Origin of the sequence: Rhizobium sp. BE258 (assembly GCF_031457345.1) — a bacterium.
Taxonomy (GTDB): domain Bacteria; phylum Pseudomonadota; class Alphaproteobacteria; order Rhizobiales; family Rhizobiaceae; genus Rhizobium.
This window is the reverse complement of sequence record NZ_JAVDWL010000003.1, coordinates 364,831-390,384: the sequence shown is the minus strand read 5'-3', so window position 1 is coordinate 390,384 and position 25,554 is coordinate 364,831. Positions and strand designations below refer to the sequence as shown.

General features: G+C 62.2%; 27 protein-coding genes. 12 read left to right on the top strand and 15 right to left on the bottom strand.

Annotated features, from left to right (window positions below; all coding sequences use genetic code 11):
* Positions 1 to 24: 24 nt before the first annotated feature.
* Entirely contained in the window at positions 25 to 453 is a 429-nt protein-coding gene (locus J2X43_RS12405) for a GNAT family N-acetyltransferase (RefSeq protein ID WP_310294330.1), read from the top strand.
* On the opposite strand, the gene J2X43_RS12400 is transcribed toward J2X43_RS12405, so the two are convergent.
* Together J2X43_RS12400 and J2X43_RS12395 are read right to left on the bottom strand one after the other, a co-directional pair.
* The gene (locus tag J2X43_RS12400) at positions 450 to 1,763 is read right to left on the bottom strand and encodes an MFS transporter (protein ID WP_310294328.1); all 1,314 of its coding nucleotides are present in this window, start codon (positions 1,761 to 1,763) and stop codon (positions 450 to 452) included. The two genes, J2X43_RS12405 and J2X43_RS12400, sit on opposite strands and share 4 nt — an antisense overlap.
* A gap of 68 nt (positions 1,764 to 1,831) precedes the next feature.
* Positions 1,832 to 2,332, bottom strand: a complete 501-nt coding sequence (locus J2X43_RS12395) for an N-acetyltransferase (RefSeq protein WP_310294326.1) — start codon at positions 2,330 to 2,332, stop codon at positions 1,832 to 1,834.
* A gap of 281 nt (positions 2,333 to 2,613) precedes the next feature.
* Between J2X43_RS12395 and J2X43_RS12390 the strand changes: the two genes are divergently transcribed.
* Positions 2,614 to 3,600: a glutathione S-transferase family protein gene (locus J2X43_RS12390; RefSeq protein WP_310294324.1), complete on the top strand. Its 987-nt coding sequence runs from the start codon at positions 2,614 to 2,616 to the stop codon at positions 3,598 to 3,600.
* A 3-nt stretch (positions 3,601 to 3,603) separates the two neighbouring features.
* On the opposite strand, the gene J2X43_RS12385 is transcribed toward J2X43_RS12390, so the two are convergent.
* A complete protein-coding gene (locus J2X43_RS12385) occupies positions 3,604 to 4,083 on the bottom strand; it encodes an NUDIX domain-containing protein (RefSeq protein ID WP_310294322.1) in 480 nt (159 codons plus the stop codon).
* Positions 4,084 to 4,154: 71 nt separating this feature from the next.
* On the opposite strand from J2X43_RS12385, the gene J2X43_RS12380 reads away from it, so the two are divergent.
* The 4 genes from J2X43_RS12380 to J2X43_RS12365 all read left to right on the top strand — a co-directional run bounded on the left by J2X43_RS12380 (position 4,155) and on the right by J2X43_RS12365 (position 7,281).
* Positions 4,155 to 5,063 carry a metallophosphoesterase gene (locus J2X43_RS12380; RefSeq protein ID WP_112515717.1) on the top strand — a complete coding sequence of 303 codons (909 nt, stop codon included), beginning with the start codon at positions 4,155 to 4,157 and terminating at the stop codon, positions 5,061 to 5,063.
* A 133-nt stretch (positions 5,064 to 5,196) separates the two neighbouring features.
* Complete coding sequence (locus J2X43_RS12375; protein ID WP_310294318.1) at positions 5,197 to 5,757, top strand: tetratricopeptide repeat protein; 561 nt, start codon at positions 5,197 to 5,199, stop codon at positions 5,755 to 5,757.
* 165 nt (positions 5,758 to 5,922) lie between these two features.
* The gene (locus J2X43_RS12370; protein WP_310294316.1) at positions 5,923 to 6,432 is read left to right on the top strand and encodes an RNA polymerase sigma factor; all 510 of its coding nucleotides are present in this window, start codon (positions 5,923 to 5,925) and stop codon (positions 6,430 to 6,432) included.
* A gap of 3 nt (positions 6,433 to 6,435) precedes the next feature.
* Positions 6,436 to 7,281 (top strand): anti-sigma factor, encoded by an 846-nt coding sequence (locus tag J2X43_RS12365; protein WP_112386224.1) that lies wholly within the window; start codon positions 6,436 to 6,438, stop codon positions 7,279 to 7,281.
* Between the two features lie 69 nt (positions 7,282 to 7,350).
* Here the strand turns inward: J2X43_RS12365 and leuA are convergent, their stop codons facing one another.
* From leuA to J2X43_RS12350, 3 genes are all read right to left on the bottom strand, one after another.
* On the bottom strand, positions 7,351 to 9,084 hold the full coding sequence (gene leuA / locus J2X43_RS12360) for a 2-isopropylmalate synthase (protein WP_310294314.1): 1,734 nt from the start codon (positions 9,082 to 9,084) through the stop codon (positions 7,351 to 7,353).
* A gap of 324 nt (positions 9,085 to 9,408) precedes the next feature.
* On the bottom strand, positions 9,409 to 10,593 hold the full coding sequence (locus J2X43_RS12355) for a benzoate/H(+) symporter BenE family transporter (protein WP_310294312.1): 1,185 nt from the start codon (positions 10,591 to 10,593) through the stop codon (positions 9,409 to 9,411).
* A 92-nt stretch (positions 10,594 to 10,685) separates the two neighbouring features.
* Positions 10,686 to 11,555, bottom strand: a complete 870-nt coding sequence (locus J2X43_RS12350; RefSeq protein ID WP_310294311.1) for a calcium-binding protein — start codon at positions 11,553 to 11,555, stop codon at positions 10,686 to 10,688.
* 290 nt (positions 11,556 to 11,845) lie between these two features.
* Between J2X43_RS12350 and J2X43_RS12345 the strand changes: the two genes are divergently transcribed.
* Positions 11,846 to 12,082 (top strand): hypothetical protein, encoded by a 237-nt coding sequence (locus J2X43_RS12345; RefSeq protein ID WP_310294309.1) that lies wholly within the window; start codon positions 11,846 to 11,848, stop codon positions 12,080 to 12,082.
* 45 nt (positions 12,083 to 12,127) lie between these two features.
* Here the strand turns inward: J2X43_RS12345 and J2X43_RS12340 are convergent, their stop codons facing one another.
* A complete protein-coding gene (locus J2X43_RS12340) occupies positions 12,128 to 12,712 on the bottom strand; it encodes an ATP-dependent Clp protease proteolytic subunit (RefSeq protein ID WP_112386219.1) in 585 nt (194 codons plus the stop codon).
* Positions 12,713 to 12,872: 160 nt separating this feature from the next.
* On the opposite strand from J2X43_RS12340, the gene J2X43_RS12335 reads away from it, so the two are divergent.
* Both J2X43_RS12335 and J2X43_RS12330 read left to right on the top strand, forming a co-directional pair.
* Complete coding sequence (locus J2X43_RS12335) at positions 12,873 to 13,592, top strand: hypothetical protein (protein WP_310294306.1); 720 nt, start codon at positions 12,873 to 12,875, stop codon at positions 13,590 to 13,592.
* A 99-nt stretch (positions 13,593 to 13,691) separates the two neighbouring features.
* Entirely contained in the window at positions 13,692 to 14,474 is a 783-nt protein-coding gene (locus tag J2X43_RS12330; protein WP_310294304.1) for a DUF2076 domain-containing protein, read from the top strand.
* Between the two features lie 44 nt (positions 14,475 to 14,518).
* On the opposite strand, the gene J2X43_RS12325 is transcribed toward J2X43_RS12330, so the two are convergent.
* From J2X43_RS12325 to J2X43_RS12315, 3 genes are all read right to left on the bottom strand, one after another.
* Positions 14,519 to 15,091, bottom strand: coding sequence for a cytochrome b (locus J2X43_RS12325; protein WP_310294303.1), 573 nt, complete (start codon positions 15,089 to 15,091; stop codon positions 14,519 to 14,521).
* Positions 15,092 to 15,297: 206 nt separating this feature from the next.
* A complete protein-coding gene (queF, locus tag J2X43_RS12320) occupies positions 15,298 to 15,762 on the bottom strand; it encodes a preQ(1) synthase (RefSeq protein WP_310294301.1) in 465 nt (154 codons plus the stop codon).
* 146 nt (positions 15,763 to 15,908) lie between these two features.
* The gene (locus tag J2X43_RS12315; RefSeq protein ID WP_310294300.1) at positions 15,909 to 18,569 is read right to left on the bottom strand and encodes an autotransporter outer membrane beta-barrel domain-containing protein; all 2,661 of its coding nucleotides are present in this window, start codon (positions 18,567 to 18,569) and stop codon (positions 15,909 to 15,911) included.
* 49 nt (positions 18,570 to 18,618) lie between these two features.
* Here J2X43_RS12315 and J2X43_RS12310 point away from each other — a divergent pair, with 49 nt between their 5' ends.
* On the top strand, positions 18,619 to 18,747 hold the full coding sequence (locus tag J2X43_RS12310) for a hypothetical protein (RefSeq protein ID WP_310294298.1): 129 nt from the start codon (positions 18,619 to 18,621) through the stop codon (positions 18,745 to 18,747).
* 367 nt (positions 18,748 to 19,114) lie between these two features.
* Here J2X43_RS12310 and emfA read toward each other — a convergent pair whose 3' ends face one another.
* Positions 19,115 to 20,029 (bottom strand): CDF family cation efflux transporter EmfA, encoded by a 915-nt coding sequence (gene emfA / locus J2X43_RS12305; protein ID WP_112516093.1) that lies wholly within the window; start codon positions 20,027 to 20,029, stop codon positions 19,115 to 19,117.
* Between the two features lie 202 nt (positions 20,030 to 20,231).
* Between emfA and J2X43_RS12300 the strand changes: the two genes are divergently transcribed.
* Both J2X43_RS12300 and J2X43_RS12295 read left to right on the top strand, forming a co-directional pair.
* Positions 20,232 to 20,723 carry a MarR family transcriptional regulator gene (locus tag J2X43_RS12300; RefSeq protein ID WP_310294296.1) on the top strand — a complete coding sequence of 164 codons (492 nt, stop codon included), beginning with the start codon at positions 20,232 to 20,234 and terminating at the stop codon, positions 20,721 to 20,723.
* Positions 20,720 to 21,400, top strand: a complete 681-nt coding sequence (locus J2X43_RS12295; protein WP_310294294.1) for a GNAT family N-acetyltransferase — start codon at positions 20,720 to 20,722, stop codon at positions 21,398 to 21,400. The genes J2X43_RS12300 and J2X43_RS12295 overlap by 4 nt, the downstream gene beginning before the upstream one ends.
* 20 nt (positions 21,401 to 21,420) lie before the next feature.
* On the opposite strand, the gene J2X43_RS12290 is transcribed toward J2X43_RS12295, so the two are convergent.
* The 4 genes from J2X43_RS12290 to J2X43_RS12275 all read right to left on the bottom strand — a co-directional run bounded on the left by J2X43_RS12290 (position 21,421) and on the right by J2X43_RS12275 (position 25,545).
* The gene (locus tag J2X43_RS12290) at positions 21,421 to 22,074 is read right to left on the bottom strand and encodes an Isoquinoline 1-oxidoreductase subunit (RefSeq protein WP_310294292.1); all 654 of its coding nucleotides are present in this window, start codon (positions 22,072 to 22,074) and stop codon (positions 21,421 to 21,423) included.
* 11 nt (positions 22,075 to 22,085) lie between these two features.
* The gene (locus J2X43_RS12285; protein ID WP_310294290.1) at positions 22,086 to 24,245 is read right to left on the bottom strand and encodes a xanthine dehydrogenase family protein molybdopterin-binding subunit; all 2,160 of its coding nucleotides are present in this window, start codon (positions 24,243 to 24,245) and stop codon (positions 22,086 to 22,088) included.
* A gap of 3 nt (positions 24,246 to 24,248) precedes the next feature.
* Entirely contained in the window at positions 24,249 to 24,707 is a 459-nt protein-coding gene (locus tag J2X43_RS12280) for a (2Fe-2S)-binding protein (RefSeq protein WP_112515704.1), read from the bottom strand.
* A gap of 142 nt (positions 24,708 to 24,849) precedes the next feature.
* Positions 24,850 to 25,545: a DUF2161 family putative PD-(D/E)XK-type phosphodiesterase gene (locus tag J2X43_RS12275; protein WP_310294287.1), complete on the bottom strand. Its 696-nt coding sequence runs from the start codon at positions 25,543 to 25,545 to the stop codon at positions 24,850 to 24,852.
* Between the last annotated feature and the right edge of the window lie 9 nt (positions 25,546 to 25,554).

The following is a 25,554-nucleotide window of genomic DNA, read 5'->3' as shown; positions in this document are numbered from 1 at the left end:
CAATCGCCGCCGAAGAGTGCAGCCATGGCCCCGCAGACGCTGAAGGTCACCAAGGTTCTTTCCAAGAAAGACCGCAAGAAGATTGCCGATCCGCTGATCGCCTACAATATCGCTCGCTTCGGCGAGAGCGGCCGCGAAAAGCTGGCGATCCGCCTGCGCGGCGATGACGGCGAGATATCCGGCGGTCTCGTCGGCTACACGGCCCGCGACTGGCTCTATATCGAAATGCTCTTCGTTCCCGAGGAACTGCGCGGCAAGGGAATGGCCGGCACGCTGCTTGGGATGGCGGAAGACGAAGCGAAGCGCCGCGGCTGCATCGGCGCCTTTATCGATACGATGAGCCCGGATGCCCTCAAGGTCTACCGGCGCTACGGCTACGAGACGATCGGCGCCCTCGGCGAATTCGCCGGCGGCCACACCTTCACCTGGCTGAAGAAGCGTTTCGAGGCTTAAGCAAGCGAGGCCTGGCGCGTTTCCGCGTCGATCGCCAGCGCCGCCAGAGCGGCAATCACCAGCAATCCGGCAAACAGCCCGATCGCCACGCCAAGCCCGAGCGTCACCACGAAGGTCATCACCGAGGGCGCGACGAGACCGCCGAGACGGGCCATGGCGCCGGCAGCGCCCATGCCGGTGGCGCGCGATGCGGTCGGATAGAGTTCAGGCGTATAGGCGTAAAGCGCGCCCCAGGTGCCGAGCAGCGCAAAGCTCATGATCAGCAGCGAGGCGCCGATCAGGAGATCATCGGGCGACAGGACGAACAGCAGGCACCCGGCAGCTGACAGCAGGCAGAAACCGATCAGCGTCGGCCGCCGCCCCCACGCTTCCACGCCGTAGGCCGCAAGCGCATAGCCCGGGATCTGCGCCAGCGCGACGAAGACCAGGAAGCCATAGCCGCGCACGAAGCCGAAGCCCTCGCCCGCCAGCTTTGCCGGCATCCAGGTGAAGACGCCGTAATAGGAAACGGAAACCAGGAACCAGATCGCCAGGATCATCAGGCTGCGGCGGCGAAGATCGGGCGAAAACAGCCCTTCCGAGACGGCATGCGGCGCGGCGACGATCTCGTCGCCGGCTGCAAGCGGTGGCTTCCCATGGGCTTCGAGCATCCGGTTGACGATCGCCTTGGCATCGCCAGCCCGGCCCGACCGCAGCAGGTAATGCGGCGATTCCGGCACGAAGAAGCGGAGCGCGACGCCAAGGATCGCCGGTACCGCCGTGACGGCAAAGATATAGCGCCAGGCATCGGCGACGCCCGCCGCACTTGCCGCCCAGGCCGCGAGCGCCACGATCAGCGTCCCGATGGCCCAGAAGCCCTCCAGCATCACCAGCCAGCGGCCACGGTTCTTCGACGGCAGGAATTCGGCCATCATCGCGTAGTCGACCGGCAGCGTGCCGCCAACGGCCATGCCGGTCAGCAGGCGCAGGATCAGCAGGCTGGTAAAATCGGGCGCGAAGATCGACAGCAGGCCAAAGATCGCATCGCAGGCGACGGTGAGGATCAGTACGTAGCGCCGCCCCAAACGATCGGCCAGCCGCCCGAAGACGACGGCACCGATCAGCATGCCCAGGAAGAATACCGTTCCGGTCTGCAGCGCCTGCGCCACGGTGATCTCGAAGGTCGCGGCGATCGAGGCGGCGGTAAAGCCGACAGCCAGTACCTGCATCGCATCCGCTGTCCAGACGAGCCCGAAGATCCCCATCAGCCGCCGCTGGAAAGCGCCGGTTCCGGCACGCTCCAGCGCTTCGTCCATCGATAGTCCGCTCATGCCGCCCCCCAGCTGAAACTCGCCTGGTGAGTCCCAAGCAAAATCAGGGGCTTGATAAAGCATAAGCTCTATTTACGCCAGCTAATTGAGCCCCTGAGCCGCTGATGCGCGTCATCGCTGACCGGCACGACGAGAACGCGCGCCGGATCGACCGGGCCCGGGAAGCTCAGCGCATTAAGGGCGACCCTTTCAAAACCGAGCTGGCAGTAATATGGCGGATCGCCGACGAGAATGATCGCTTCCGAACCCTTGCGTTTTGCGGCTTCGACGGCGATCCGCACCAGTTCGCGCCCGATGCCCCGGCTCTTGTGCGACGGGCGCACCGCGAGCGGCCCGAGCAGATGCCCCTTCACGCCACCGGCCGTCACCGGCGTCATCCGCACGGAAGCGATGGTCTCGCCGTCGTCGGCGCAGATGAAAGAGAGCGACAGATCATGCGGCCCCTGCTCGCGGATACGCGCTGCCGCGCGGGTGTGCCGGCCGGGACCAAATGCTTCTTCGTTGATGAGTTCGATTGCGGCGTCGTGAGACGCATCCTCAGTGAGGTAGACCAGATCGTGCTTGTGCATGATGAGACAGAAACCGGATAGACAGAAAGCTGGGGTTCTCGAGCACGCCCTCAGGCGTTCGGGAGCTTCAGCGTCGTCGCAGGCTTCTGATTGCGTGCATCAAATCGGGTTCCGCAGGAAAATCGTGAAAAGGCCGATAGCAGGAAAAAAATCCGCCGTCCAACGCAAAATGAAGGCAGCGCAAAATGGCCTGTGACGCACTGTTCATTCTTTGCCCACTGCAAAGACCAGCCGTCTGCGATATCTTTGCCTCAACGAGACCAATTCGAAGGAAACACACAATGGGCATGCTGGTGGAAGGCGTCTGGCATGACGTCTGGTACGATACGAAGGAAACCAAGGGCCATTTCAAACGGGCCGCCTCACAGTTCCGCAACTGGGTGACCGCCGATGGCGCAGCCGGCCCCTCCGGCACCGGCGGTTTCAAGGCGGAGCGCGACCGCTACCATCTCTACGTCTCGCTCGCCTGTCCCTGGGCACACCGCACGCTGATTTTCCGCAAGCTGAAGAAGCTGGAAGACCTCATCTCCGTCTCCGTCGTCGATCCGCTGATGGTGGAAAACGGCTGGGAATTCCAGATCAGCGAAGGCGCCACGGGCGACCATCTGTTCGGCACAAAGGCGCTCTGGGAAATCTACGTGAAGGCCGATCCTAAATATTCGGGCCGTGTCACCGTTCCGGTTCTCTGGGACAAGAAGACCGGCACGATCGTTAACAACGAGTCGTCCGAAATCATCCGCATGTTCAACAGCGCCTTCGACGGCATCACCGGCTCGACGCTCGACCTCTATCCGGCCACTCTCGCCGCCGAAATCGACGAGTTGAACGCGCTGGTCTACGACACCGTCAACAACGGCGTCTACAAGGCCGGTTTTGCGACCACGCAGGAAGCCTATGGCCAAAGCGTCGTCAAGCTGTTCGAAACGCTGGATGTGCTGGAAGCCCGCCTCGGCAAGGGCCGCTACCTGTTCGGCGATACCCTGACGGAGGCAGACTGGCGGCTGTTCACCACGCTGGTGCGCTTCGACCCCGTCTATGTCGGCCATTTCAAATGCAATATCCGCCGCATCGACGACTACCCGAACCTGTCGGGCTACCTGCGTGACCTCTACCAGACGCCTGGCGTCAAGGAGACGGTGAACATGCGCCACATCAAGGAACATTATTACCGCAGCCACAAGACGATCAACCCGACCGGCATCGTCCCTGTCGGCCCGGAGCTCGATCTCGACCGGCCGCATGGCCGCACCAAGCTTGCGGCCGCCTGACCCCTACCAATATTGAGCGGCCGGCTCTGCGCCGCTCAATTCCCTGAGGCGGCGCTTCGTCGCATCGGTGGTCCCCTCCGGCAGCGCATCGAGCGCGAAGAAACCGCTCTCTACGATTTCCATATCGGGCTGGCGTGGCGCCGTCTGCTCGACATCGGCACGGTAGAAGACCACATGGTCGCGCCGGCTGGCCGACCTGTTCAGATAGACCTGAAAGAGCTTCGGCTCGCCGACGATCCGAAGGTTCCCCTCTTCCCGCAATTCCTTGACCAGCGCCTCATGCGACGTTTCCCGCCGCTCGATGCCGCCACCCGGCATATGCCAGCCCGGCACATAGCTGTGGCGAACGAGGAACACCCTGCCCGACGGATCGAAACAGGCCGCGCGCACGCCCATCGTCATCCCGCGCGTTACCGCGAAATAGACGTGGACGATCCGCATCAGGATTTTCGACTGCCAGGACCTGATCTCGTTGCTCGCCATCGTTCCGTTTTCACTATTTCGTTCAAGCAGATGTGTTTGAATTGTAAATATCCTGGTCTATGTGTCGTAGCATGTTCAAGCTCGCGCATATCTCAGACATTCACCTCGGCCCACTTCCCCGTCTTTCATTCCGCGAGCTCTTCTCGAAGCGCATCACCGGCTTTGTGAACTGGCACCGTAACCGGCGCAAGCATCTTTTCGGCGGAACGCTGGATCTGCTTCTGGAGGATATCCGCGCTCATAACGCCGATCATCTGGCGGTCACCGGCGATCTCGTCAATCTGGCCAGCGGGCTGGAAATCCGCTCCGCCGCCGGCTGGCTGCGCGATCTTGGCGATCCCGAGGAGACGTCGATCGTCCCCGGCAATCACGACGCCTATGTGCCGGGCGCCTACGAGAAGTCGATGCGTGCCTGGTACGATTATGTGCGCGGCGACCTGGCGCCTGCCGAATGGCAGGAAGACAAGCACATCTTTCCCTATCTCAGGGTCCGCGGCAAAGTCGCGATCATCGGCTGCTCGACGGCTGTCGCCACGCCCCCCTTTGCCGCCAGCGGCTTCTTCGGCCAGCGCCAGGCCCGCGAGGCGGTCAACATGCTGCGCGCCGCAGGCGAAGCCGGGCTCTTCCGCGTGGTGATGATCCACCATCCGCCGATCCGTGGCGCCACCTCGTTTCACAAGCGGATGATCGGCATCCGCCGCTTTGCCGCCGTCGTCACATCAGGCGGCGCCGAGCTCGTCCTGCACGGCCACACCCATCTCAATACGCTCTACTGGCTGAAGGGACAGACAGGCCCGGTCCCCGTCGTCGGCATCGCATCCGCCTCTCAGGGCCCCGGCGGCATGAAGCCGCGCGCCGCCTATAATCTCTTCTCGATCGATGGCTCGCCCGGCGCCTGGGAACTGAAGGGCGAACGCTTCAGCCTCAACGATCAGGGCGATGGCGTTTCGCCCGAAAGCGTCGATATTTTCAAGCTTTAGCAGCAAAAGCGGAATCAGTTTCGCCGCAGCTTGAATCGCTTTGCGAGGATTTTTCCCGCGCGGTAATCCTGCCCTTGGTATTTCCAGATCGAGGCGTACAATCGCACCATCGACGCCGATCAGGGAGCCCGCCATGCGCATCGCCGCCAACCGTATCTGCCGCCTCACCCTCGCCCTCGGCCTTGCCGTTGGGCTTGCCGCACCGGCCTTCGCGGTCGGCGACGAGAACGACGAGACCAGCCCGCCACCGAAGACCGAGACGACGACCAAATGCGCCGACGGCAAGGTCTGGGACAAGGAAAAGAAGGAATGCGTCGATGCCAAGAAGCAGAGCTTCAACGACGACGACCTTTATAAGTTCGCCCGTGAATTCGCATATGCGGGCCAGTATGAGAATGCCATCAACATTCTGAACCTCGCCAGGAACCAGAGCGATCCGCGCATCCTCAACTATCTCGGCTATGCCAACCGCAAGGCCGGCCGCTTCGAACTCGGCATGTCCTACTACCGCAAGGCACTGCAGGCCGATGAGAATTATATCCTCGCCCGGTCATACATGGGCCAGGCTTTGATGGAACAAGGAGACGTTCAGGGCGCCAAGGTTCAGCTCGTCGAAATCCGCGATCGCGGCGGCGAAAACACCTGGGCCTACCGCGCGCTGCTGCAAAGCTTGAACGGTTACAGGACCTATTGAAACACGAGCGTGTGATGAGCGGCGGAAAACCTTTGGGAAATCGCCGCTTAGCCTCTCTTCTTGTTGCGAAGCACGTCAAACTTGTTTCATAAAGGTCACATTCGCGATATAAAATCGTTTACCCGCACCGGCGCTTCGCGCCGGACATGTTCATGAAATGAGACTATGCGTCAGCCCGTAACGACCATCGACATCCGACGCGACCTAGTCGGCTTGCTGCCGCGGTTGCGCCGTTTTGCGATGACGCTGACGGGTGATGTCGCGGCAGCCGATGAACTGGTGCAGAGCGTCTGTCAGCGCGCCGTCGCCAAGAGCCAGCAGTGGAACGGCGAAAGACGGCTGGAAAGCTGGGTCTATACGCTGGCGCGGCATCTCTGGAATGACGAAGGCCGTAAGCGCCGCCCCCGCCCTGCCGCGCCGAAAGGCAACGTCACCGACATCCACGAGGCCGCCCGCGAGCGCGCCACCGTTACCGATACCGATCTCGTCCACCGGATGCTTGCGGAAATGCCCGAGAACCTCGCCAGCATCTTCCTGCTGACCGTGGTCGAAGGTCACAGTTACGAGCAGACGGCCGAGATCATGGGCATTCCGGCAATCGGCGTTTCGGCGCAGCTTGCCGCCGCGAGACTGCATTTCGCCAGCCTCGCCGACGACTTTCACCACAGGTACTGAACTTTGCCGGATTTCAAGAAACTGCCGCTCGATGCACAGCTGACCGCCCTTCTCGACGGCGAAACGACGCCGGAGCAGAAGCATGAGCTGGAAGAGCGCATCGCCAGCGACGAAGGTGCGCGTAGGCTCTATGACAAACTGAGGCATGGCGCCGATTTTGGCCGCCGCAGGCTTGAGGATGTGCTCAAGGAGCCCGTTCCTCTGGCGCTGGTGCGTTCGATCAAGAGCGTGCAGCCGCCGAAGGCGCCTGTCGCGCCGCGGGCCACGCGCCCATCGCTGAAGCTGTCGCCTTCCGGGCCGAAGGCGCTTGCCGCCGCACTCATTCTCTTCGCTGCCGGTTGCGGCATCGGCTATCTCGTCGGTATTGGCCCGGGCGATCCGACGCCGGGCGACGACCAGCACGTCACCGACGACAGCCCGCGCACCAAGGATTGGCTGAACGATGTGGCCGGCTATCAGCGGATGATCATCCGCCAGCCCCGCCATCTGGTGGAAGTGCCTGCCTCGCAGGCAGAAGAGATCTCAAGCTGGCTGACCTCGACCGTCGGCGTCGCCTTCCGTGTACCTGACCTGACCGGCGAAGGCTGGACGTTTCAGGGTGCCCGTGTCGTGCTTGGCGATGGCCGCCCGGCCGGACAGCTGGTCTATTCGAGCGCCGACGGCGACCTGATCTCGATCTATTTCCGCAAGGATAGCCAGCCTGCCGATACCGAGGACTTCAAGGAAACCATCAAGGACGAAGTCGGTCTGGTGACCTGGCACAATGCCGGTACGTCCTACGCCCTCGTCGGCCCGTCCGCCGAGGCCTCGCTCAGCCAGATCGCCATGGAAGTCGCGGCAGAGATCTAAGCTCCCCAGCAAAACGGAATCAAAAAGGTGCAGCGGATCGCTCCGCGGCACCTTTTCATTGTCGATATCTCAGTTCTTGCCGGCCTTGACGTCGAGCACGCGGTTTGCGGCCGAGACGATCGCCTCCAGCGAGGCGCCGACGATATTCGTGCTGATGCCGGCGCCGAACAGCTTTCCACCTGGATAGGCGGTCTCGACATAGGAGATCGCCGAGGCGTTCGAGCCGTGCTGCAGCGAGTGCTCGGAATAATCCTGCACCGACATCTCGACGCCGAGATAGTCCGAGAGCGCATTGATGAAGCCGTCGATCGGGCCGTTGCCGCGGCCTTCGATCTTCTTGGTCACGCCGTTGTCGGTGATCTCGGCGGCAACCACACGCACGCCCTTGCGCTCGGGATCGGCGAAGGTGTGGTGATCGACGAACTTGATGCGGCCCTTCGGCTGCGTCACGTAGCGGTCGATGAAGTGCTCGTAGATCCGCTTCGATGGCACTTCCTTGCCTTCTTCATCGGTGATCCGCTGGATTTCCTCGCGGTATTCGACCTGCAGGTTGCGCGGCAGGTTGAGCCCGTAATCCTGCTGCAGGATATAGGCGATGCCGCCCTTGCCCGACTGCGAGTTGATGCGGATGATCGCCTCGTAGGAGCGCCCGACGTCCTGCGGGTCGATCGGCAGATACGGCACTTCCCAGACCGGATGGTTGGCGACCTTGATCGCCTTCATGCCCTTGTTGATCGCATCCTGATGCGAGCCGGAGAAGGCGGTATAGACCAGTTCGCCGACATAGGGGTGGCGCTCCGGAATGACCATCTCGTTGGAATATTCATAGACGGCCTTGATCCGCTCGATATCGGAGCAATCCAGTTCCGGATCGATGCCCTGCGTGTACATGTTCAGCGCCAGCGTGACGACATCGACGTTGCCGGTGCGCTCGCCATTGCCGAACAGCGTGCCTTCGACGCGGTCAGCACCCGCCATCAGGCCGAGTTCGGTCGCGGCGATGCCGGTGCCGCGGTCGTTATGCGGATGCAGGGAGATGATGATGTTTTCGCGGTTGTCGATCTGCCGGCACATCCACTCGATCTGGTCGGCATAGATGTTCGGCGTCGCCATCTCGACGGTCGATGGCAGGTTGATGATCAGCTTGTTGTCAGCGGTCGGCTTCACTTCGGCGATAACCGCGTTGCAAATTTCCAGCGCCACTTCCAGCTCGGTGCCGGTAAAGCTCTCCGGCGAATACTGGAAGCGGTAGCCGCCACCGGCCTTTTCCGCCATGTCGGTGATCATCTTCGCCGCATCTACGGCGATCTGCTTGATGCCGTTGACATCCTTGGCGAACACCACGCGGCGCTGCAGCTCGGAGGTCGAATTGTAGAAATGGATGATCGGCTTGTGGGCACCCTGCAGCGATTCGAAGGTGCGGGTGATCAGTTCCGGGCGGCACTGCACCAAGACCTGCAGGGAAACGTCGTCGGGCACGCCACCCTCTTCCACGCACCAGCGGGCGAAGTCGAAATCGGTCTGCGAAGCCGAGGGGAAACCGATCTCGATTTCCTTGAAACCCATGTCGAGCAACAGCTGGAACATCCGGGCCTTGCGGTCGTGGCCCATCGGGTTGACCAGCGACTGGTTGCCGTCGCGCAGATCCACCGAACACCAGATCGGCGCCTTGGTGATGGTCTTCGACGGCCAGGTGCGGTCAGGAATGTTGATCGTCGGATAGGCGCGGTATTTCAGCCCTGCTTCGGGCATGCCGGCCTTCGGGGAGGTGCTGGTTTGGGAGGAATTGCTGTTGGCGTCCATTATCGTCGTCTCTTCTCGCTTCACGCATAAGCCGGCGCCCGTTCGGGGATGAGCCGTCTTCGATGCGGACCTGTAGGGGTCTTGTGTGGCCTGGTCTTGAACGTTCGTGAGAGGAGCTATTATGCCGGCAGGCTTTTCGGCCGCCGGGCGCTCCTCAACGGACCCGGCAACCGCGCGTAAGGCCGAGGAGAAGAAGCGAGGTCAGGGCATGCGCGTTGTCGCGCAGGGCGATACGCCCGCGTGCAATCGTGCCAGAAATCTTTGCGCCTGTGGTCTTCATGCTCGGGCTTATAGCCGTGCGCTAAAAAACTGGCAACCCCCCACCTATGCTTTTGCCTTTTTCATCAGATGCTGCAGCGTCAGCATCAATCCGCCCGCCAGCAATCCCCAGAAAGCACCGGAGATCCCCGCAAAGGAGACGCCAGACGCTGTGACCAGAAACGTGATCGCCGCCGCCTCGCGCGATTCGGGCGCCTGGAACGCCGCCATGGCGGAGCTCGAGAAGGCACCGACCAGCGCAAGACCGGCGACCGCCTGGATCAGCACCGGTGGCGCCAGCGCCACCGCAGTCGTCACGGCACCGGCAAGCGGCCCGAGGATCAGATAGCAGATGCCACAGACCAGCACTGCCCAGTAGCGGCGGGCCGGATCCGGATGCGCATCGGGACCGGCACACATCGCGGCGGTGATCGCAGCCAGATTGACCGCATGGCCACCGAAGGGCGCAGCCAGCAGTGAAAAGACGCCGGAGATCGCAAACAGCGGCCCGGGCTTCGGCTCGTAGCCGTTGACCTTCATGACCGCGATGCCGGGAATATTCTGCGAGGCCATGGTGACGATGAACAGCGGCAGGGCGATCGAGATGAAGGCCGGCAGATTGAAGACCGGGGCGACAAACGCGACAGTCGGCAGCAGCGCCCGCCCGACCGCCGCCCCTGCCCCGTCGGGAACATCGACGCCGAAGACCACGACCAATCCGAAGGCCGCAAGCGCTGCCGGAACCGCCCAGAGCCGCTTGAAGGCGCCGACAACCATCCAGGTGAGAACGATCGGCAATCCGAGCAGCGGATTGAACGCCACAGCCTTCACCGGCGCAAAGCAGAGCCCGATCAGCACGCCCGCCAGCATGGCGTTTGCAAGCGGCGCCGGGATGGCCGCCACCGCCCGGCCCAGCGGCTTGAACAATCCGGCGACGATGATCAGAAGCGCGCAGACGATAAAGGCCCCAACCGCAGCATTGAACCCACCCTCGACGATCCCGGTGCTGGCCAGCAGCGCCGCACCCGGCGTCGACCACGCCATGCTGACCGGCAGCCGTGTGGTGAAACTCAGCACGATGGCGCAGATCCCGAGCCCCAGAGACAATGCCATCAAGCCCGACGCCGCCTGCGCCTCTGTGGCGCCAACCGCCTGCAGCCCGTGCAGCACGACGGCAAAGGAACTGGCAAAGCCCGCGAAAGCCGCGAGAACGCCCATGAACAGGCTTTGAACGGAAAAGTCTTTGAGCATTGCGGGACTCGGCGTGATGGGGCGAATACCGCATGGAGCATGGAGCTTGGGCCGCATGCAAGTGCAGCGGCCCCGCAAATGGTCGTCAGCCGCTATCTGGTCGCGAATGGTGGAATCGGCTTGTCCTTGTTCGCGTTGAACCGCGCGATAAGGGCGGCCTGGGCTTCGTGATCGACCGGCCGCTCGATCTGCTGCGACGAGCCATCGGCGAAGCTGACGGCAAATGTTCTGTAGAATCCGTTGATGGTCACGCTGTCGTCAGGATGCCCGTCGAAAGATATGATGGTCTTTCCGTCCTTGTGCTCGACACGCATCTTGTCGGCATTCAGTCCCTCTCCAAACTCGATGCGGCCGTCACGCAACGTCCAGATATTGTCCTGCCCGTCACCAGCCGCAAAACGGACTGTACTGTCGGTCCCGATGCCGATCGTGTCATTTCCCTTCCCGCCGATGACGACGCTGCCGGAATGGACGACGATCGTATCATCGCCTGTTCCACCATCGACATAGTTGTCAGACCAGGCATCGATCACGTCATTGCCCGCCCCGCCTTCGATATGCGTTTCGGACCACGCCTTGATATCATCATTGCCCTCGCCGCCATAGATGACGCTGTCGGACCAGGCGCCGATCGTATCGTCACCCGCGCCGCCATCGACAAAGCTCTTTTCTCCTACGGTGACCGTGTCGTCCCCTGCTCCGGCATCGACAACGCTGTTGGCTGCCGCCGAAATCGAGTCATCCGTCGCCCCGCCGATCAGGATGCGGATTGCCGTCGCCTGCCAGCGATCCGCCGCATTGCGAAGGTCTGCCGACGTTATCTGCGTTTCGTCCGCAGCCTTGCCACGCGGCGCGCCTTTCGCGGCGGAGTGCATCTTGTCGAAGTCCGGCGGCTGCGGAACCCTGTCCGGCGCGCGCCAGAGAAGCGAGAAACCTGTCGTCACCCCATTCGTATTTGTCATGGAATCTTCCCCCGAAAATTCATCTGCCGGCAACCGGCCCCAAAACCTCACGCTGAAATGCATACCCGGGCAATACAGCAATCCTGCCGCGCCAAGCCTGCCTAAAACTTGCGCTTAGGTTGAACAATCACAGATAGAACCTGCTGCGGCAGTGAGGCGGATCATTGCTGGCAGCCCGGAGATTCCTGCCGCCAGGCACGTCCGGTCGAACCCGAACTGGCAAATGCTTGCTATGCGAGCAAAAAAGCCTAATTTAGTTGCGGTGGAGAACCAAAAATCCAGGTGAATGAATGTCGGACGATCCCGATGACCTCAGCAGAGCAGCGGTTGGCCTTTCTTCAGCGGCAATTCTCGCATCGCTCATCAAAACATTGAACGAAAAGAATCTTCTGTCGGACGACGAGGAAAACGCCGTCTATGACGCGGCGATCGCGCTGCTTGGCGACAATGCGGGCGAAGATGAAGATGGCGTCTTCGAACTGGCGCAGGAGATCATCGAAGAGCGCTGGAAGCCGGCGCCGAGCTGACCGGCAGGCGGAAAGAAAAACGGGGCGCGAACGCCCCGGATTGTATCAGATCTCGCTCTGCGAAGTGATGACGCGCGACACCAGGCCGTAATCCTTGGCCTCTTCGGCCGAAAGCCAGTAGTCGCGATCCGTGTCCCTGGCGATCTTGTCGACCGGCTGGCCGGTGGCCACCGAGAAGATCTTGTTCAGGCGCTCGTTCATCTTGATGATTTCACGTGCCTGGATCTCGATGTCCGACGCCATGCCGCGCGTGCCGCCGGAGGGCTGATGCAGCAGGAAGCGGGTGTTCGGCAGGCAGAGACGCTGTTCCTTGGGAACGGCGACATAGATCAGCGCGCCGGCAGAAGCGACCCAGCCGGTACCGATCATCCAGACCTTCGGCTTGATGAACTTGATCATGTCATGGATCGAATCGCCCGACTCGACGTGGCCGCCAGGCGAGCTCACGTAGATGCGGATGTCTTCGTCGCTGGCTGCGGCAAGCGCCACGAGCTGCGAGCAGACCTTCTGGCCAAGCTCCATGGTGATCGGGCCGTAGATGAAGATCGAACGCGATTTGAAGAGGTTAGCCTCTGCGTCCTTCCCCAAAGACAGTTCCTTGGTCTTGTCCTCTTGTTCTTCGTCGTTCATTCGAACCTCTCTCGGCTTCATTCGGGTTTCCCGGACATAGTGTGACTCAATGCGTAAAACAATGCGGGAAAAAGACAAGCCACGGAACGGGTGAAGATATTCTTATGACAAACCCGAGAACTGCCAGCATTATGCTGCTATCCCCAGGCGGAAGGAAAAGATGACATCGTTTTTGCTTCATCGGGCCGTCAGAAACAACGCGCTCTGGTGCGACGCCGTCTGCGCGGCGCACGGCCAGCGCGGCGAGTTTGCCCGAACACTCTGGCTGCACCGTCAGGGCGCCCCTCCCTTCTATCCCGATGCCATCACGCTGACCGGCGCGGAAAGTGCCGCCGAACAGGAAGAAGCAATCGCCGTCCTCACCCGCTCGCGTCCGGGCGGCTGGGGCATCAAGGACAGCTACTGCGCCCTCGATCTCGCGCCGCAGGGTTTTACCGTGCTGTTCGAGGCCGAATGGATCGGTCTCGATGCTGATGATGATCTCGATGACGACGGCTCTGGCCTGACATGGGAGCGCGTCGAAACCGCCGGAAAACTCGCCGCCTGGGAGAAAGCCTGGGCGGGCGGAGAAGCGCAGGCTATGCCCATTTTCGCCGAGCCGCTGCTGCAACGACCCGAGATCGCTTTCCTCGCCGCCTATTCTGGCAAGGCGCTCCAGGGCGGCGCCATTCTCAATCACCAGGCCGAGGTGATCGGCCATTCGAATGTCTTCGCCATCGGCGGCAATGAGCAGCCGATCCGCACCGGGCTCGTCAGAGAAGCCCGGCGGCTGTTTCCCGGCGAACCGATCGTCGGCTATGAGAGCGGCGACGATCTGGAAAATGCCCTGGCACTCGGCTTTACGGCACTCGGCCGGCTGCGGATCTGGGCGCGCGACTGAGCTTACCGAAATGTAAGTTGCCAAGGCTTTGAAAAGCCGGAATCCGTTCCTACGTCATTCGTAGGCGGGCTTATCCCGCACGTAACACAGGAGAGAGCCATGTCACCGGAAGAACGCCAATTGCTGACCGGCCTTTTCGATAGGGTACGCACCGCATCCGCAACGCCGCGCGATCGCGACGCCGAGGCGCTGATCGATCAGGGCGTGCGCGAACAGCCCTACACGACGTATTATCTGGCACAGGCCGTCATCGTGCAGGAAAAGGGGCTGGAAGCAGCCGCCAACCACATCAAGGAGCTCGAAGAGCGCGTCCGCCAGCTGGAAGCCGGCGAGAGCGAACACCGCCAGGCCGAGCAAAGCGGCGGCTTCCTGAGCTCGATCTTCGGCAGCGGCCAGACGCAGCAGGCCGCCCAGCCCTCCGGCCCCTGGGGCAATGCCCCGCGCCAGAGCTATCAGGACCGCGGCTACGACGACAATGTACGCCCGATGCAGCCGCGGCAGCAGCAGCCATCCGGCCCCTGGAACCCGCAGCCGGACGCTCCTTCTGCCGGTGGCAGCTTCCTGCGCGGGGCGCTCGGCACGGCAGCCGGCGTTGCCGGCGGCATGCTGCTCGCCAATTCGCTGAGCGGTGTCTTCGGCAATCACATGTCGTCGCTCGGCTGGGGTTCGCCCTTCGGCTCAAGCCCGTTCGGCAACACGCCTGCACCCACGGAAGAGACCGTCATCAACAATTACTACGGCGGTGACGACAGCAAGCAGGCGGCCGACAATTCGGCCGGCAACGACGACAACAGCAATATCCAGCAGGCAGACTACGATCCGTCCGACGATGACGATAGCTTCGACGATTCACAGGATAGCGGCGACACATCGGACGTCTGATATGGGTGGCATACGGCGCAGGGCGCCGTATGCCACCTCGATGGTTAGCCGTGCGGCATCATCCGCTTGAGAATGCCGTCGCGCAGCAGATAGTGGTGGCCGAGCGCTGCGAGCGCGTGGCCGGCGGCCAGCACGATGATGATCCAGGCCGCATCGTTGTGCAGCATCTCGTAGGTATGAGCGAGAGGCTTGTCCTGTGCAAACAGGCTCGGCACCGAGAACAGCCCGAAAAACTCGAAAGGCTCGCCCTGCGCCCAGCGCAGCAGGAAGCCGAGAACCATCTGCGCAATCAGCAGACAGTAGAGAAGCCAGTGCATGCCCCTGGACAACAGCGCGCTGATGCCGGCCTCGGCAGCCGCAAGCCGCTTGCCGCCGGAGCTGCGCCAGACGAGGCGGACGATGAACACGACGGTGAACAGCAGTCCGAGCGAAATATGAATGGCCTGCAGCTCCTTGCGAAGCGGCGTACCCTTGGGAAGCGAGTTCCAGACATAGGCGGCGGCAAAGAGCGCAATCACGAGGATCGCGGTCAGCCAGTGCAGGGCAATCGTCATTTTGTCGTAGCGGGACGTGTCGGCGGCCGCGCGCGGGACAGCGGCGGCTTGATCAATGGCCATGATTTTATCTCTTGAATGAAGTGTGTGACAGGATGCCCTCCGCACATAGCGGGCAGGAAACTCTGCTGCAATCCAAGCCACTTAACGCAAAAAGGCGGCCGCGAAATCCGCGGCCGCCAAAAGATGATTATAAATATCGACTTAACGCCGATGCGGAACGCTGCGGCAGGATTTGCCGAGTGATCACATTTTCGTGCGCGCGGAGGTCAGCCCCGGCCGCGATAGCTGGCGACGCCCTGATCGGGCAGCCAGACATGCTCCGGCGGCTTGCCGGTCTGCCAGAAGACGTCGATCGGGATGCCGCCGCGCGGATACCAGTAGGCGCCGATGCGCAGCCATTTCGGATCGAGCAGCTCAACGATCCGCTTGGCGATGTAGACCGAGCAATCCTCGTGAAACGCACCGTGATTGCGGAAGGAATGCAGGAAAAGCTTCAGCGACTTCGATTCAACCAGCCAATCGTTCGGGATGTAATCGATGACGATATGGGCGAAATCCGGCTGCCCGGTCATCGGGCAAAGTGAGGTGAACTCAGGCGCCGTGAAGCGCACGACATAGTCGGCGCCTTGGCTGCCATTCGGCACCTTTTCGAGAACGGCCGCTTCCGGGCCCGTTGGTGATTCAACCTGCGAACCGAGCTGCGAAAGCCCGCTGACATCCGTCATCGCCATTTCCCTATTCCTTCCAAATCGATCGTCCGTCCACGGGCGCCGATCGTCGCGCACCACATGGATTGCTCATGTGGGACCGCAAATAGTCCTTTTGCGCCGATCTTCCAAGCGGACAAAACGCGGCGGCGTCTGTCAGCCGGCTTGGCCTACCACTCGACGCGAACGCCGAGCGAGCCGCCCAGGGAGAAATTGTCGCCGGCGCCGGACAGCGAGGATTTCGCGGCCATCTCGCCATAGACCGAATAGCGTTCGTCGCTCCAGCTATAGGAACCGCCAAGACCAAGCCCCGCCGAAAGGTCATCGCCACGGCTGGCGAAATGGCTACCGGCCACGTTCACCGAGACACCATCTAGAAACTCGTAATAGAGATTGGCCGCGCCATAGAGCTTGAGCCGTGTCGCGGTCCCGTCGTCGGCTTGCCAGCCCGCTTCCCGATCAACCGCCATCCCCAACCGGCCGTTCAGGCTGGCGCCGCGGTCAAGCGACACCTCAGCGCCGAACTTGTCGTAGAAGCTGCCAAAATCAACGGATGAATAGGTCAGCTGCGCCTGCGGTGTAGTCGACCAGGAGCCGGCGATATCAAGACGCTGGCCGGTCTCGATGCTCAGAATGTAGCCGACGGCGCCACTGCCGCTCTTCAGCGGCGAAGCGACGAGATCGGAGCTCAAGTTGCTGTCGTAGAAATTGAGCTGGCTCTGGGCATCGGCATAGAAGCCCTGATCGCCGTACCACGTCAGGGTGCTGCCAAGTCCGAAGCCCGACGTATCAATATGGCCATTGCTGATGCTGGAGCGCAGGTCGCTCGACATCGTGCCGAACTGCGCCGTCAGACCGCCGATCAGCCTGCCATTACTGCCGTCATAAAGCGCGCCGTCCAACCCGCCCTGCATTCGCCAGATGTCGTAATCATGGCTCGTATCGACGGTGCCATCATTGGCCGTGAGGCGGCCATGCAGACCCTCGGTGCGCAGCCAAACGCCTTCGATCTCATCCGCGGCTCCGCCTGCAGATCCATCGGAAACCGTCTGGAAATCGCTCGACAGCATCCGGTCGCCGATCCGCTGCTGAAGCGTGGCGGCCTGATTGAGCCCGAGCAGCATCAGCAGTGGATAGGCCTGATAGACCGGAATACCGGGTTGCAAACCGGCCGAGCGCAGATACCAGTCGCCATCGCCCGGCGTAGTGATGCCGCTCTGATAGAGCCGATAGGCATAAGCGCCGCCAACGACGGCCTGCTGTCCGTCCAGCACATAGTCGCCGATGAGCGAGAACGTCCCCGCCGAGGTGCCGCCGGCATCGACGATCTTAATGCCCTCGACCGTCTGCCCGCCTGCGCCGCCGAGATTGACGACACGGACATTGGTATTGCCCGAGGTATTGCCGGTTACCACGAGACGGTCGGTGGATGAGGTATCGTCGCCGAGTACACTCTCGATTTCGAGCACGCCGCCGCTGCCGGCATAGTCGCCTGAAATCGTCAGCGTGCCGATCGAATTGCCGGGGGCGATGGTGCCGGCATTGACCGTATTGCCAACCTGCCCGATGCCCTGCAGCCGCCCGCCGGAGAATATGTCGAGCGGGCCGCCGAGAATGCCGTTGACCGACAGCGTTCCAGCCTCGACCGAGGTGGTACCGGCAAAGGCCGCGTTGTTGCCCGTCAGGAAAGTCGTGCCGCTGCCGATCTGGCGGATCGTACCGCTGCCGGTGACGAGATTGGCGAAGGTGAAACTGTCCGAACGGTCAAAGGCGAGCGTGCCGTTGTTGGTGATATCGCCGGTGACACTGCCGCTTGTGCCGCCATTGCCGATCGCCAATGTGCCCGCCTGGATATCCCAGTCGGTCACCGCGCTCCCGGTGCCGGTCAGGAACCAGGTGCCGGTGCCGGTCTTCTGGAAGATATCGAAATTCTGGTACTGCGGGCCAATCGCCGAAACATCGAAACTGTCGCCGCCCGTACCGCCGAGGCGCAGCGTATCGGTGGCAACCCCAGCCCCTGCCACGACATTGCCCTCGATCACCGACCCTGCCTGTAATTCGAGCGTCATGGTACCCGTGGTCGCCGCAACGGTGCGCGTGATCGCGTCGCTCTGTCCTGCACCGGCCCGGATGGTACCGCTATTGGTGATGTCGATATCGCTAGCCCCGGTGTTCGACAGGATAGCCGCTCCCCCAGCGCCACCTTCGATCGTTCCGCTGTTTGTGACCGCGCCGCTGCCAGCGCGGACAATCAGACCGACACCGCCCAGGCCACCGGTAAGGCCGCCGTTGCCGCCCCGGATCGTGCCATTGTTGACAAGCGTGCCAGCGGCGCCGATGCCGCCGAAATCGACGGCCGCTCCACCCGCACCGGAGGCGCTGGAACCACCGGCAATCGTGCCGTTATTGACCAGGCTCGAACTGGCAAAAATGCGAGTTCCCACACCGCCCGAGCCACCGGCGCCGCCGCCTGCGCCACCGGTGATCGTCCCATTGTTGGTAAATGCGGTACGTGTCGTCCACACCGCCACCTGCCCCGCAGTCGTATCCGCCGCACCGGCATTGCCACCGGTCAGCGTTCCCGAGAACGTGACGCCGATACCACCAGATCCGCTTTCCTGAATCGTCAGATTGGCGCGTGTACCGACGGTCGAGGCGTCATAGAGCCCGGTCAGCGTGAAGCCCTGTGTATCGATCGAAATCGGACTGGTCGGCTCCGGCAGGATGCCGGCCGATATCGAGAAGCTGTTGGCCATGACGATCGTCGAACTGGGATCGCCGCTGGCATTTGCCGACGTGATCGCGTTACGAAGCTCCGTCTCGTTGGTCACCACATAGTCGGCCGCGCACGCAGGAGTGGGCGATAGGCAGGACAGAACGATGGCTGAAAAGCTGACACTTGAAAGCAAGATTGCGGATATCGGTTGGCGCGCAGAGTCAACGCCGCATGAAATGGCACGCTTGTACGGTCCGGTCATGGAAATCCTAGATATTGCTAAAACAGAATAATAAGTTTGCAATTCAAAATGCCGGGCCAAGACTTTGACTTCGGCGATCTAGGGATCGATTAGACTGGAATTATTAAACCGATATTGCAGCGCAACAGAGATTATTACTGGACAAAATTGTAGTACTGCGCGGCGCAGCGAAGCAACTTTATGATGCATAGCAAATTGAATTTATATGCAATCCCCGGAAATACAGAGCAGGCACTGGCTCTATTGCAACCCGAAGATGCCGTCACTGTCAGCAACGTTGCACCGCGCCAATGCTGCCGCGCATATGCAGATTTTCACATTACCCGCATGCACAGGAGCGCTCTGAGAGTGTCTCCGCCCGGAGACCTTAACCGGCAGACGGCCATATCGGCGCGCCGTCAGGCTTCCTTTATGACTTTGACGCGCAACCCATGGGCTTTTTCGCCCTCCGGTTCGACGTGAATGGCAATGCTGGCGCCCGGATGCACCGCGCGGATGGCATCTTCAAGGCGGTCGCAGATATCATGCGCCTGGCGCACCGACATGGCAGCCGGAACGACCATATGAAAGTCCACGAAGGTCACCGCCCCTGCCCGGCGCGTCTTCAGATCATGGACGCCGAGAGACCCCACCGCATGCGTGGCGATCGCCTGCTTGATCGCCTCTTCTTCTTCCGGTTCCGCCGCATGGTCCATCAGGCCGCCGATCGAGTGGGAGATGACCTTGTAGCCCTGATAGAGAATGTTGATGGCGACCAGGATGGCGAGCACCGGGTCGAAGATCGGATAGCCGGTGGCGAGCGCCAGAAGCAGGCCGACGAGCACGCCGACCGAAGTCACCACATCCGACATGATATGCTGGCCATCCGCCGTCAGCGCCGCCGAACGATGCTGCGTTCCAACCCGGATCAGCAGCCTTGCCCAGACGAAATTGATGACACCGGCCGCAAAGTTGATGGCTAAGCCAAGCACCGGCGCTTCCAGCATTTTGGGATCGCTGAGAAACCCGACGGCTTCCTTGACGATCAGGATGGCCGCGACGACGATCAGCACGCCCTCGGTGACCGCAGAAAGATATTCGGCCTTGTGATGGCCGAACGGATGGTCGTGGTCGGCAGGCTTCTGCGCATAGCGGATCACGAAGAAGGCGATGAAGGCGGCCACCACGTTGACGAAGGATTCGAGACCGTCGGAGAGCAGCGCCACCGACCCCGTCACCCACCAGGCGGCGAGCTTCAGCCCCATCACGCCGAGCGACATCGGGATGCCCCAGAATGCCAGCCGCCGGACTGTCATATTGCCTTGTTCCGTCATCTCGTATCCCTCTGCGGATGCGAATGAATTGCAGCATTTGGCCCATTCAAACGCAAAACCGCCCACGCGAAAATCGCGCAGGCGGCTAATGCGGCTCATATGGTCGAAGACGGACGATTTGTCAAAGGGCAAGCTCACAAATCCACGTTGACGGATATTGCATAACGCGTTATATAACTCAGCATACATAATGGAGCACAGCATGGTCGAAGACATCGTGCGGACATCGGGCCTGTTGACGCTCGGCAGCCGCATGCGCCGCATCGGCGAGCGCCTGCAGGCCGACACGCAACAGTTCATCGACGAGGCGGGCCTCGGCATCCAGGCTGGACAATATCCGTTCCTGGCGGCGATCGACGGCGCTGGACCGCTGACGATCGGCGAGCTTGCCCAGTCGGTCCGCATCACCCAGCCCGGCGCCACGCGCACCGTCGGCCAGCTATTGGAGCTCGGACTGGTCGATATGCAGCCGGCGCCAGACGATCAGCGCCGCAGGCTCGTGTCGCTGACGGAAAAGGGAAAGCAGCTCGTCGATGTCTCGCGTGCCGAAGTCTGGCCGCGCATCGCCGCCGCCGTCGCCGATCTCTGCGGTAGCCTCGACGGCCCGCTTCTCGATCAGCTTGCAACAATCGAAGACGGCCTGGCCGCTGCATCGCTCATCCGCCGCGCGCCGCCGAAGGAGAAGAAACCATGACACATATCCTCGACCGCCCGATCTGGAATGCGCTGCAGACAACGCGTGCAGGCATCGCCGAAGGCGGCCCGCTCGCACGGCGCTACCCGCCCGGCATCGTGCCCTTCGCGGCAGCGGCCGACGACACACCGGAAAGCCTGGAAGCGTTGGCTGCACTCCCCCGGCCCGATGAGACGATGGCGCTTGTGGAGCCAAGATCGGCTACGGTTCCGGATGGGCTCAATATCGTCGGCGAAGCAACGCTGATCCAGATGATCGCCAGGACGCCGCATGATCCGCTTTCCGATCCCCGTATCACTCCGCTGACAGAGGCCGACGCCGAAGAGATGCTGGCGTTAGCGCAGCTGACCAAACCCGGTCCCTTCACCCTCGGCGCCCAGAAACTCGGCACTTTCTGGGGAATCAAGAACAGCGGCAAGCTGATCGCCATGGGCGGTCAGCGGCTGAAGCAGACCGGCTTTACGGAACTGAGCGGCCTTTGCACCCACCCGGACTTCCAGGGCAAGGGTCTCGGCAAGCTGCTCTTCCGCTATGTCGCAGGCCACATCGCGGCATCCGGCGCAACCGCGTATCTGCATGTCAACGCGCTCAACACCGGGGCGATCGCGCTTTACAAGACGCTGGGCTTCGAACAGCGCTGGGAACTCAATCTGAAAATCGTCAGGCGCCGGGACTGACCGGCGCCTGAATGTTCGTCTCAGCTTGCCGGACAGGCAGCCCCGGTATCGACCCAGGCCTTGATGAGATCGCCGAACTCGGCCTGCGTGCCGGGCGCCGGCTCGCGCCCGTCGCCCGGGTTCCATCCCCAGCCGACCAGACTGTCATGCGCCATGTGCTCGACGATCTTCGACAGATCGCGCCCGCCATTGCGCTCCGGGTCCTTCAGTTGCTGGCAGATCTCGCCGAGCGACTTTCCAACCCAGGCCATTTCGATCGGCGCCAGATGCCAGGCGGGATTGCCGGGGATGCTCTTCAGCGTCGGCGACTGGCCGACGATCGCCGCATTGTCAGGCCCGTGGCAGGTGTTGCACATCATGCCCGGCACGCCCATGCCGCCATCGCCGCGCGTCACCGGCGGCTGGTGCGGATGCATCGCCATCGTCTGCAGCGGCCTGTCGCCCGCCGGATGGCAGTTCAGACATCGCGGATGCTCGATCACCTTGCCCGCCTCTTCGAACAGCGCCACCGACCGCGCCTTCTGATCGGCAATCGAAGCGAAGGAGGCAACCGGCTTTAGGGTCGTCTTGTCAGAGGCCGGCGCCGTCTCGGCCAATGCCATGAACGATACGGGCAAGGCCGCAAGAAGGGAGAGGCCGCCTGCCATGCAGGCGAGTACCAATCTGCTTGTCATCTCCGCCTCCCTCAGCTCGTTGCCACGGCAACGATCGGCAGGCTGCGCACCGGCGCACCGGTGAGCCGCCGCCAGGCATTTGCCGTTGCCGGCCCGACCGGCGGCACGCCCGGCTCTCCCACCCCGGTGGGCGGCTCGCCGGATTTGATGACGGCGACCTCCACATCCGGCATCTCGTTGATGCGGATCGAGCGGTAATCGTGGAAGTTCGACTGCATGATCGCCCCGCCCTCGCCGAGCGTCACCGCATCGAACAGCACCGCACCAAGCCCGTAGCCGATGCCGCCCTCCATCTGGGCCTTGATGACATTCGGATTGATCGCGACACCGCAATCGACGGCGCACCAGACCTTGTGGACCCTGGGCGCGCCGTCGGCACCGGCAGAGACCTCCACCACCTGGCCGACATAGGTGTTGAAGCTCTTGACCACGGCAACGCCACGCTGCCGTCCCTCGGGGATCTTGCCGCCCCAATCGGCCATCTCCGCCGCCTTCTTGAGAACCCCGGCATAGCGTGGGTCCTCCGCCAGCTGCTCGAGTCTTCCCTGCACTGGATCCTTGCCCGCCATCTGGAACAGCTCGTCGAGAAAGGTCTCGACCGCGAAACCGGTATGCGTGTGGCCGACCGAGCGCCACCAGAGCGGCGGGATCGCCAGCTTCACATTATGTGAGATGACCCTGAGGTTCGGCACATCGTAAGGCAGGTCGGAGGCGCCCTCGACCGAGGTGCTGTCGAGATCGGCCTTGCCCATGATCGACTGCCCGACGATCGCCTGGTCCCAGGCGACGATCCGGCCATCGGCATTGATCGCGCCACGCATCTTGTGGAGATACATCGGCCGGTAATAGCCGCCGCGAATATCGTCCTCGCGCGTCCACATATGCTTGACCGGCCGTGACTGGTCGGTCGCGGCGAAGACCGACGCCGCCTCCTGCATATAGGGCGAACCGAACTGCGCCTTTCGCCCGAAACTGCCGCCGGTGATCTGCGTGTTCAGCCGCACCTTCGCCGGATCGATGCCGGTGATCTTGGCCGCCGTCGCCTTGTCCATGCCCGGGAACTGCGCCCCGTTATACACATCGAGGCTGCCGTCCGCCGCCTTGATGAAGACTGCATCGAGCGGCTCCATCGGCGCATGCGCCAGGAACGGGAAGATGATCTGCGCCTCCAGCGTCTTCAGCAAGGTATCACTGAAGGCCTTGTCGACATCGCCCTTTTCAGATGCGGTAATGCCTTTCTCCGTCAGCGCCTTCGCATAGTCGGCCGAGAGCTGACCACTCGAACGTGTCTCCGCCTGCGACAGATCCCAATCGACCTTCAGCACAGACCGGCCCTTCAACGCCGCAAACGTGTTGTCTGCATAGACGGCAACGCCCTGCGGTAGCTGCTTGACATCGACGACGCCCTTGACCTTGCGCGTCTCGCTATCGTCGAAGGATTTCACCGCCGCGCCAAAATGGTTCGGATGCGCGACGACGGCGACCAGCAGATCGTCAGGAATGATGTCCAGCGTATAGATCGCCCGGCCGTTGGTCTTCGACACAGTATCCAGCTTCGGCAATTCCTGGCCGATCAGCGTGAATTTGGACGGATCCTTCAGCTTCACGTCGGCCGGCGGCTTGATACCGGCGGCCTTGGTGGCCAGCGCACCGAAACCGCTGTCCTTGCCGGAGGCAGCATGCTTGACCCTGCCTTTCTCGACGGTGATCTCACCGGCCGGCACCTTCCACTCGTCGGCCGCCGCAGCAACCAGCATGGCGCGCGCCGTTGCCCCCGCCTGGCGGAACTGTTCGTAGGAATTGGCGATCGACGACGAGCCGCCGGTGCCCTGCAGGCCGAAGGCAAGGTTCGCATAGACCTTGTCATCGGCAGGCGAATGCACCGCGCGCATCTGCCCCCAATCGGCATCGAGCTCTTCGGCGACCAGCGTCGCAAGACCGGTGAACGGCCCCTGCCCGAATTCGATATGCTTGGAAAGGATCGTCACCGTATCGTCGGTGCCGATCCTGACGAATGTGTTCAGCGTCACCAGCGCGTCGCCGCCGCCCGCCTGCACACCCTTTTCTGCGGCAAAGGCCGAGGTCTTCGGCAGCAGCGCAAAGCCGATCACCAAGCCGCCTGTTGCGGCCAGTAAGCCGCGGCGTGTCGTTGCAATCTCCTGAATGGTCATCGCTCAACCCTCCATCGACGCGGCGGCATTGTGAATGGCCGCGCGGATCCGATGGTAGGTGGCGCATCGACAGATATTCCCGGCCATCGCCCCGTCGATATCCTCGTCGGTCGGCTGCGGGATGTTCTGCAGCAGCACCACGGCCGACATGATCTGGCCGGATTGACAGTACCCGCATTGCGGCACGTCGATCTTGACCCAGGCAGCCTTCACCGCATCGGCTTCCTTGCCTTCCACACCTTCGATTGTGAAAATCTCGGATCCATCGACGGTGGAGATCGGAGTGATGCAGGAGCGGCGGGTGAAGCCGTCCATATGCACGGTGCAGGCGCCGCACTGGGCGACACCGCAGCCATATTTGGTGCCGGTCAACTTCTCGAAATCGCGGATGACCCACAGAAGCGGCGTATCCGGATCGCCGTCGAACGTCTTCGTCTGTCCATTGAGCGTGAAAGTAACCATGGTCGAGCCTCGGGGAATTTGGCTGGACCCATTGCGGCCCCAGCGAGCATCGCAGCTTTGTTCACGACGAATAAGCTAGGGCGACGATCAACCTCGGCCATGGCAAGAACTGATAAAAGCGCGGCGTTCCAAACGCCTGAGATCAGGCGCCCTCTACGGACGCCTCACCATCATCGGTACCAAAGGCGACAGTCTGCGGCCAGCGCAGCAGCGCCTCGGCACCCGAGGGCGTCAGGGCATAGACGCCCTTCCCCTGCTTTTCAAACCAGCCATAGACATTGCCGAGCAGGATTTTTCCGGCATCCGGCGCATACGCCTTCATATCCCGCGGCCTGACCAGCCCCTGCTGCAGAGCGGCGGCGCAGATCAGCGCCTGCTGTCGGTAGGCAGTCATCTGCGGCACGCGCGTGCTCCCGCCGAGAACGGGATCGCCACGGCGGCGCTGATGCTCCCTGACCAGCCGCGACCGCCGTTTCGGATTGGTCCGCGGCATCGGCGAGATGGACGAGACGATGACGCTCACCTCTCCGGTATCGGAAACGCCGAGCATGCCGATCCCCAGCCTGCGGCAGAGATCGCGATAGCGCTTGTCCGCTTCGCGCCCGCGCCCCTTGGCCGAAACCCGCGCGGCGATCCAGACTTCGTCGCTCATCGCCGCCCGATCGACCGCCTGCAGTACGAGCTCGAGATTGAAGCTGAGCTTCAGCTCGCAAACGACGACCACGCTTGGATCGCCTTCGCTGAGGCCCACGAGATCGCATCCGCCGATCTCGCCTTTGACGGCATAACCCGCCGCCTCCAGAAAGGCTTTGACCGGCAGATAAAGCGAAGTTTCCATCGGGAAGCG

Excerpts from the sequence above, each read along its gene's own strand:
- J2X43_RS12405 (WP_310294330.1), top strand. The coding sequence starts at position 25 with ATGGCCCCGCAGACGCTGAAGGTCACCAAGGTTCTTTCCAAGAAAGAC.
- J2X43_RS12400 (WP_310294328.1), bottom strand. The coding sequence starts at position 1,763 with ATGAGCGGACTATCGATGGACGAAGCGCTGGAGCGTGCCGGAACCGGC.
- J2X43_RS12395 (WP_310294326.1), bottom strand. The coding sequence starts at position 2,332 with ATGCACAAGCACGATCTGGTCTACCTCACTGAGGATGCGTCTCACGAC.
- J2X43_RS12390 (WP_310294324.1), top strand. The coding sequence starts at position 2,614 with ATGGGCATGCTGGTGGAAGGCGTCTGGCATGACGTCTGGTACGATACG.
- J2X43_RS12385 (WP_310294322.1), bottom strand. The coding sequence starts at position 4,083 with ATGGCGAGCAACGAGATCAGGTCCTGGCAGTCGAAAATCCTGATGCGG.
- J2X43_RS12380 (WP_112515717.1), top strand. The coding sequence starts at position 4,155 with ATGTTCAAGCTCGCGCATATCTCAGACATTCACCTCGGCCCACTTCCC.
- J2X43_RS12375 (WP_310294318.1), top strand. The coding sequence starts at position 5,197 with ATGCGCATCGCCGCCAACCGTATCTGCCGCCTCACCCTCGCCCTCGGC.
- J2X43_RS12370 (WP_310294316.1), top strand. The coding sequence starts at position 5,923 with ATGCGTCAGCCCGTAACGACCATCGACATCCGACGCGACCTAGTCGGC.
- leuA (WP_310294314.1), bottom strand. The coding sequence starts at position 9,084 with ATGGACGCCAACAGCAATTCCTCCCAAACCAGCACCTCCCCGAAGGCC.
- J2X43_RS12355 (WP_310294312.1), bottom strand. The coding sequence starts at position 10,593 with ATGCTCAAAGACTTTTCCGTTCAAAGCCTGTTCATGGGCGTTCTCGCG.
- J2X43_RS12350 (WP_310294311.1), bottom strand. The coding sequence starts at position 11,555 with ATGACAAATACGAATGGGGTGACGACAGGTTTCTCGCTTCTCTGGCGC.
- J2X43_RS12345 (WP_310294309.1), top strand. The coding sequence starts at position 11,846 with ATGTCGGACGATCCCGATGACCTCAGCAGAGCAGCGGTTGGCCTTTCT.
- J2X43_RS12340 (WP_112386219.1), bottom strand. The coding sequence starts at position 12,712 with ATGAACGACGAAGAACAAGAGGACAAGACCAAGGAACTGTCTTTGGGG.
- J2X43_RS12335 (WP_310294306.1), top strand. The coding sequence starts at position 12,873 with ATGACATCGTTTTTGCTTCATCGGGCCGTCAGAAACAACGCGCTCTGG.
- J2X43_RS12330 (WP_310294304.1), top strand. The coding sequence starts at position 13,692 with ATGTCACCGGAAGAACGCCAATTGCTGACCGGCCTTTTCGATAGGGTA.
- J2X43_RS12325 (WP_310294303.1), bottom strand. The coding sequence starts at position 15,091 with ATGGCCATTGATCAAGCCGCCGCTGTCCCGCGCGCGGCCGCCGACACG.
- queF (WP_310294301.1), bottom strand. The coding sequence starts at position 15,762 with ATGGCGATGACGGATGTCAGCGGGCTTTCGCAGCTCGGTTCGCAGGTT.
- J2X43_RS12310 (WP_310294298.1), top strand. The coding sequence starts at position 18,619 with ATGGCTGAAAAGCTGACACTTGAAAGCAAGATTGCGGATATCGGTTGG.
- emfA (WP_112516093.1), bottom strand. The coding sequence starts at position 20,029 with ATGACGGAACAAGGCAATATGACAGTCCGGCGGCTGGCATTCTGGGGC.
- J2X43_RS12300 (WP_310294296.1), top strand. The coding sequence starts at position 20,232 with ATGGTCGAAGACATCGTGCGGACATCGGGCCTGTTGACGCTCGGCAGC.
- J2X43_RS12295 (WP_310294294.1), top strand. The coding sequence starts at position 20,720 with ATGACACATATCCTCGACCGCCCGATCTGGAATGCGCTGCAGACAACG.
- J2X43_RS12290 (WP_310294292.1), bottom strand. The coding sequence starts at position 22,074 with ATGACAAGCAGATTGGTACTCGCCTGCATGGCAGGCGGCCTCTCCCTT.
- J2X43_RS12285 (WP_310294290.1), bottom strand. The coding sequence starts at position 24,245 with ATGACCATTCAGGAGATTGCAACGACACGCCGCGGCTTACTGGCCGCA.
- J2X43_RS12280 (WP_112515704.1), bottom strand. The coding sequence starts at position 24,707 with ATGGTTACTTTCACGCTCAATGGACAGACGAAGACGTTCGACGGCGAT.
- J2X43_RS12275 (WP_310294287.1), bottom strand. The coding sequence starts at position 25,545 with ATGGAAACTTCGCTTTATCTGCCGGTCAAAGCCTTTCTGGAGGCGGCG.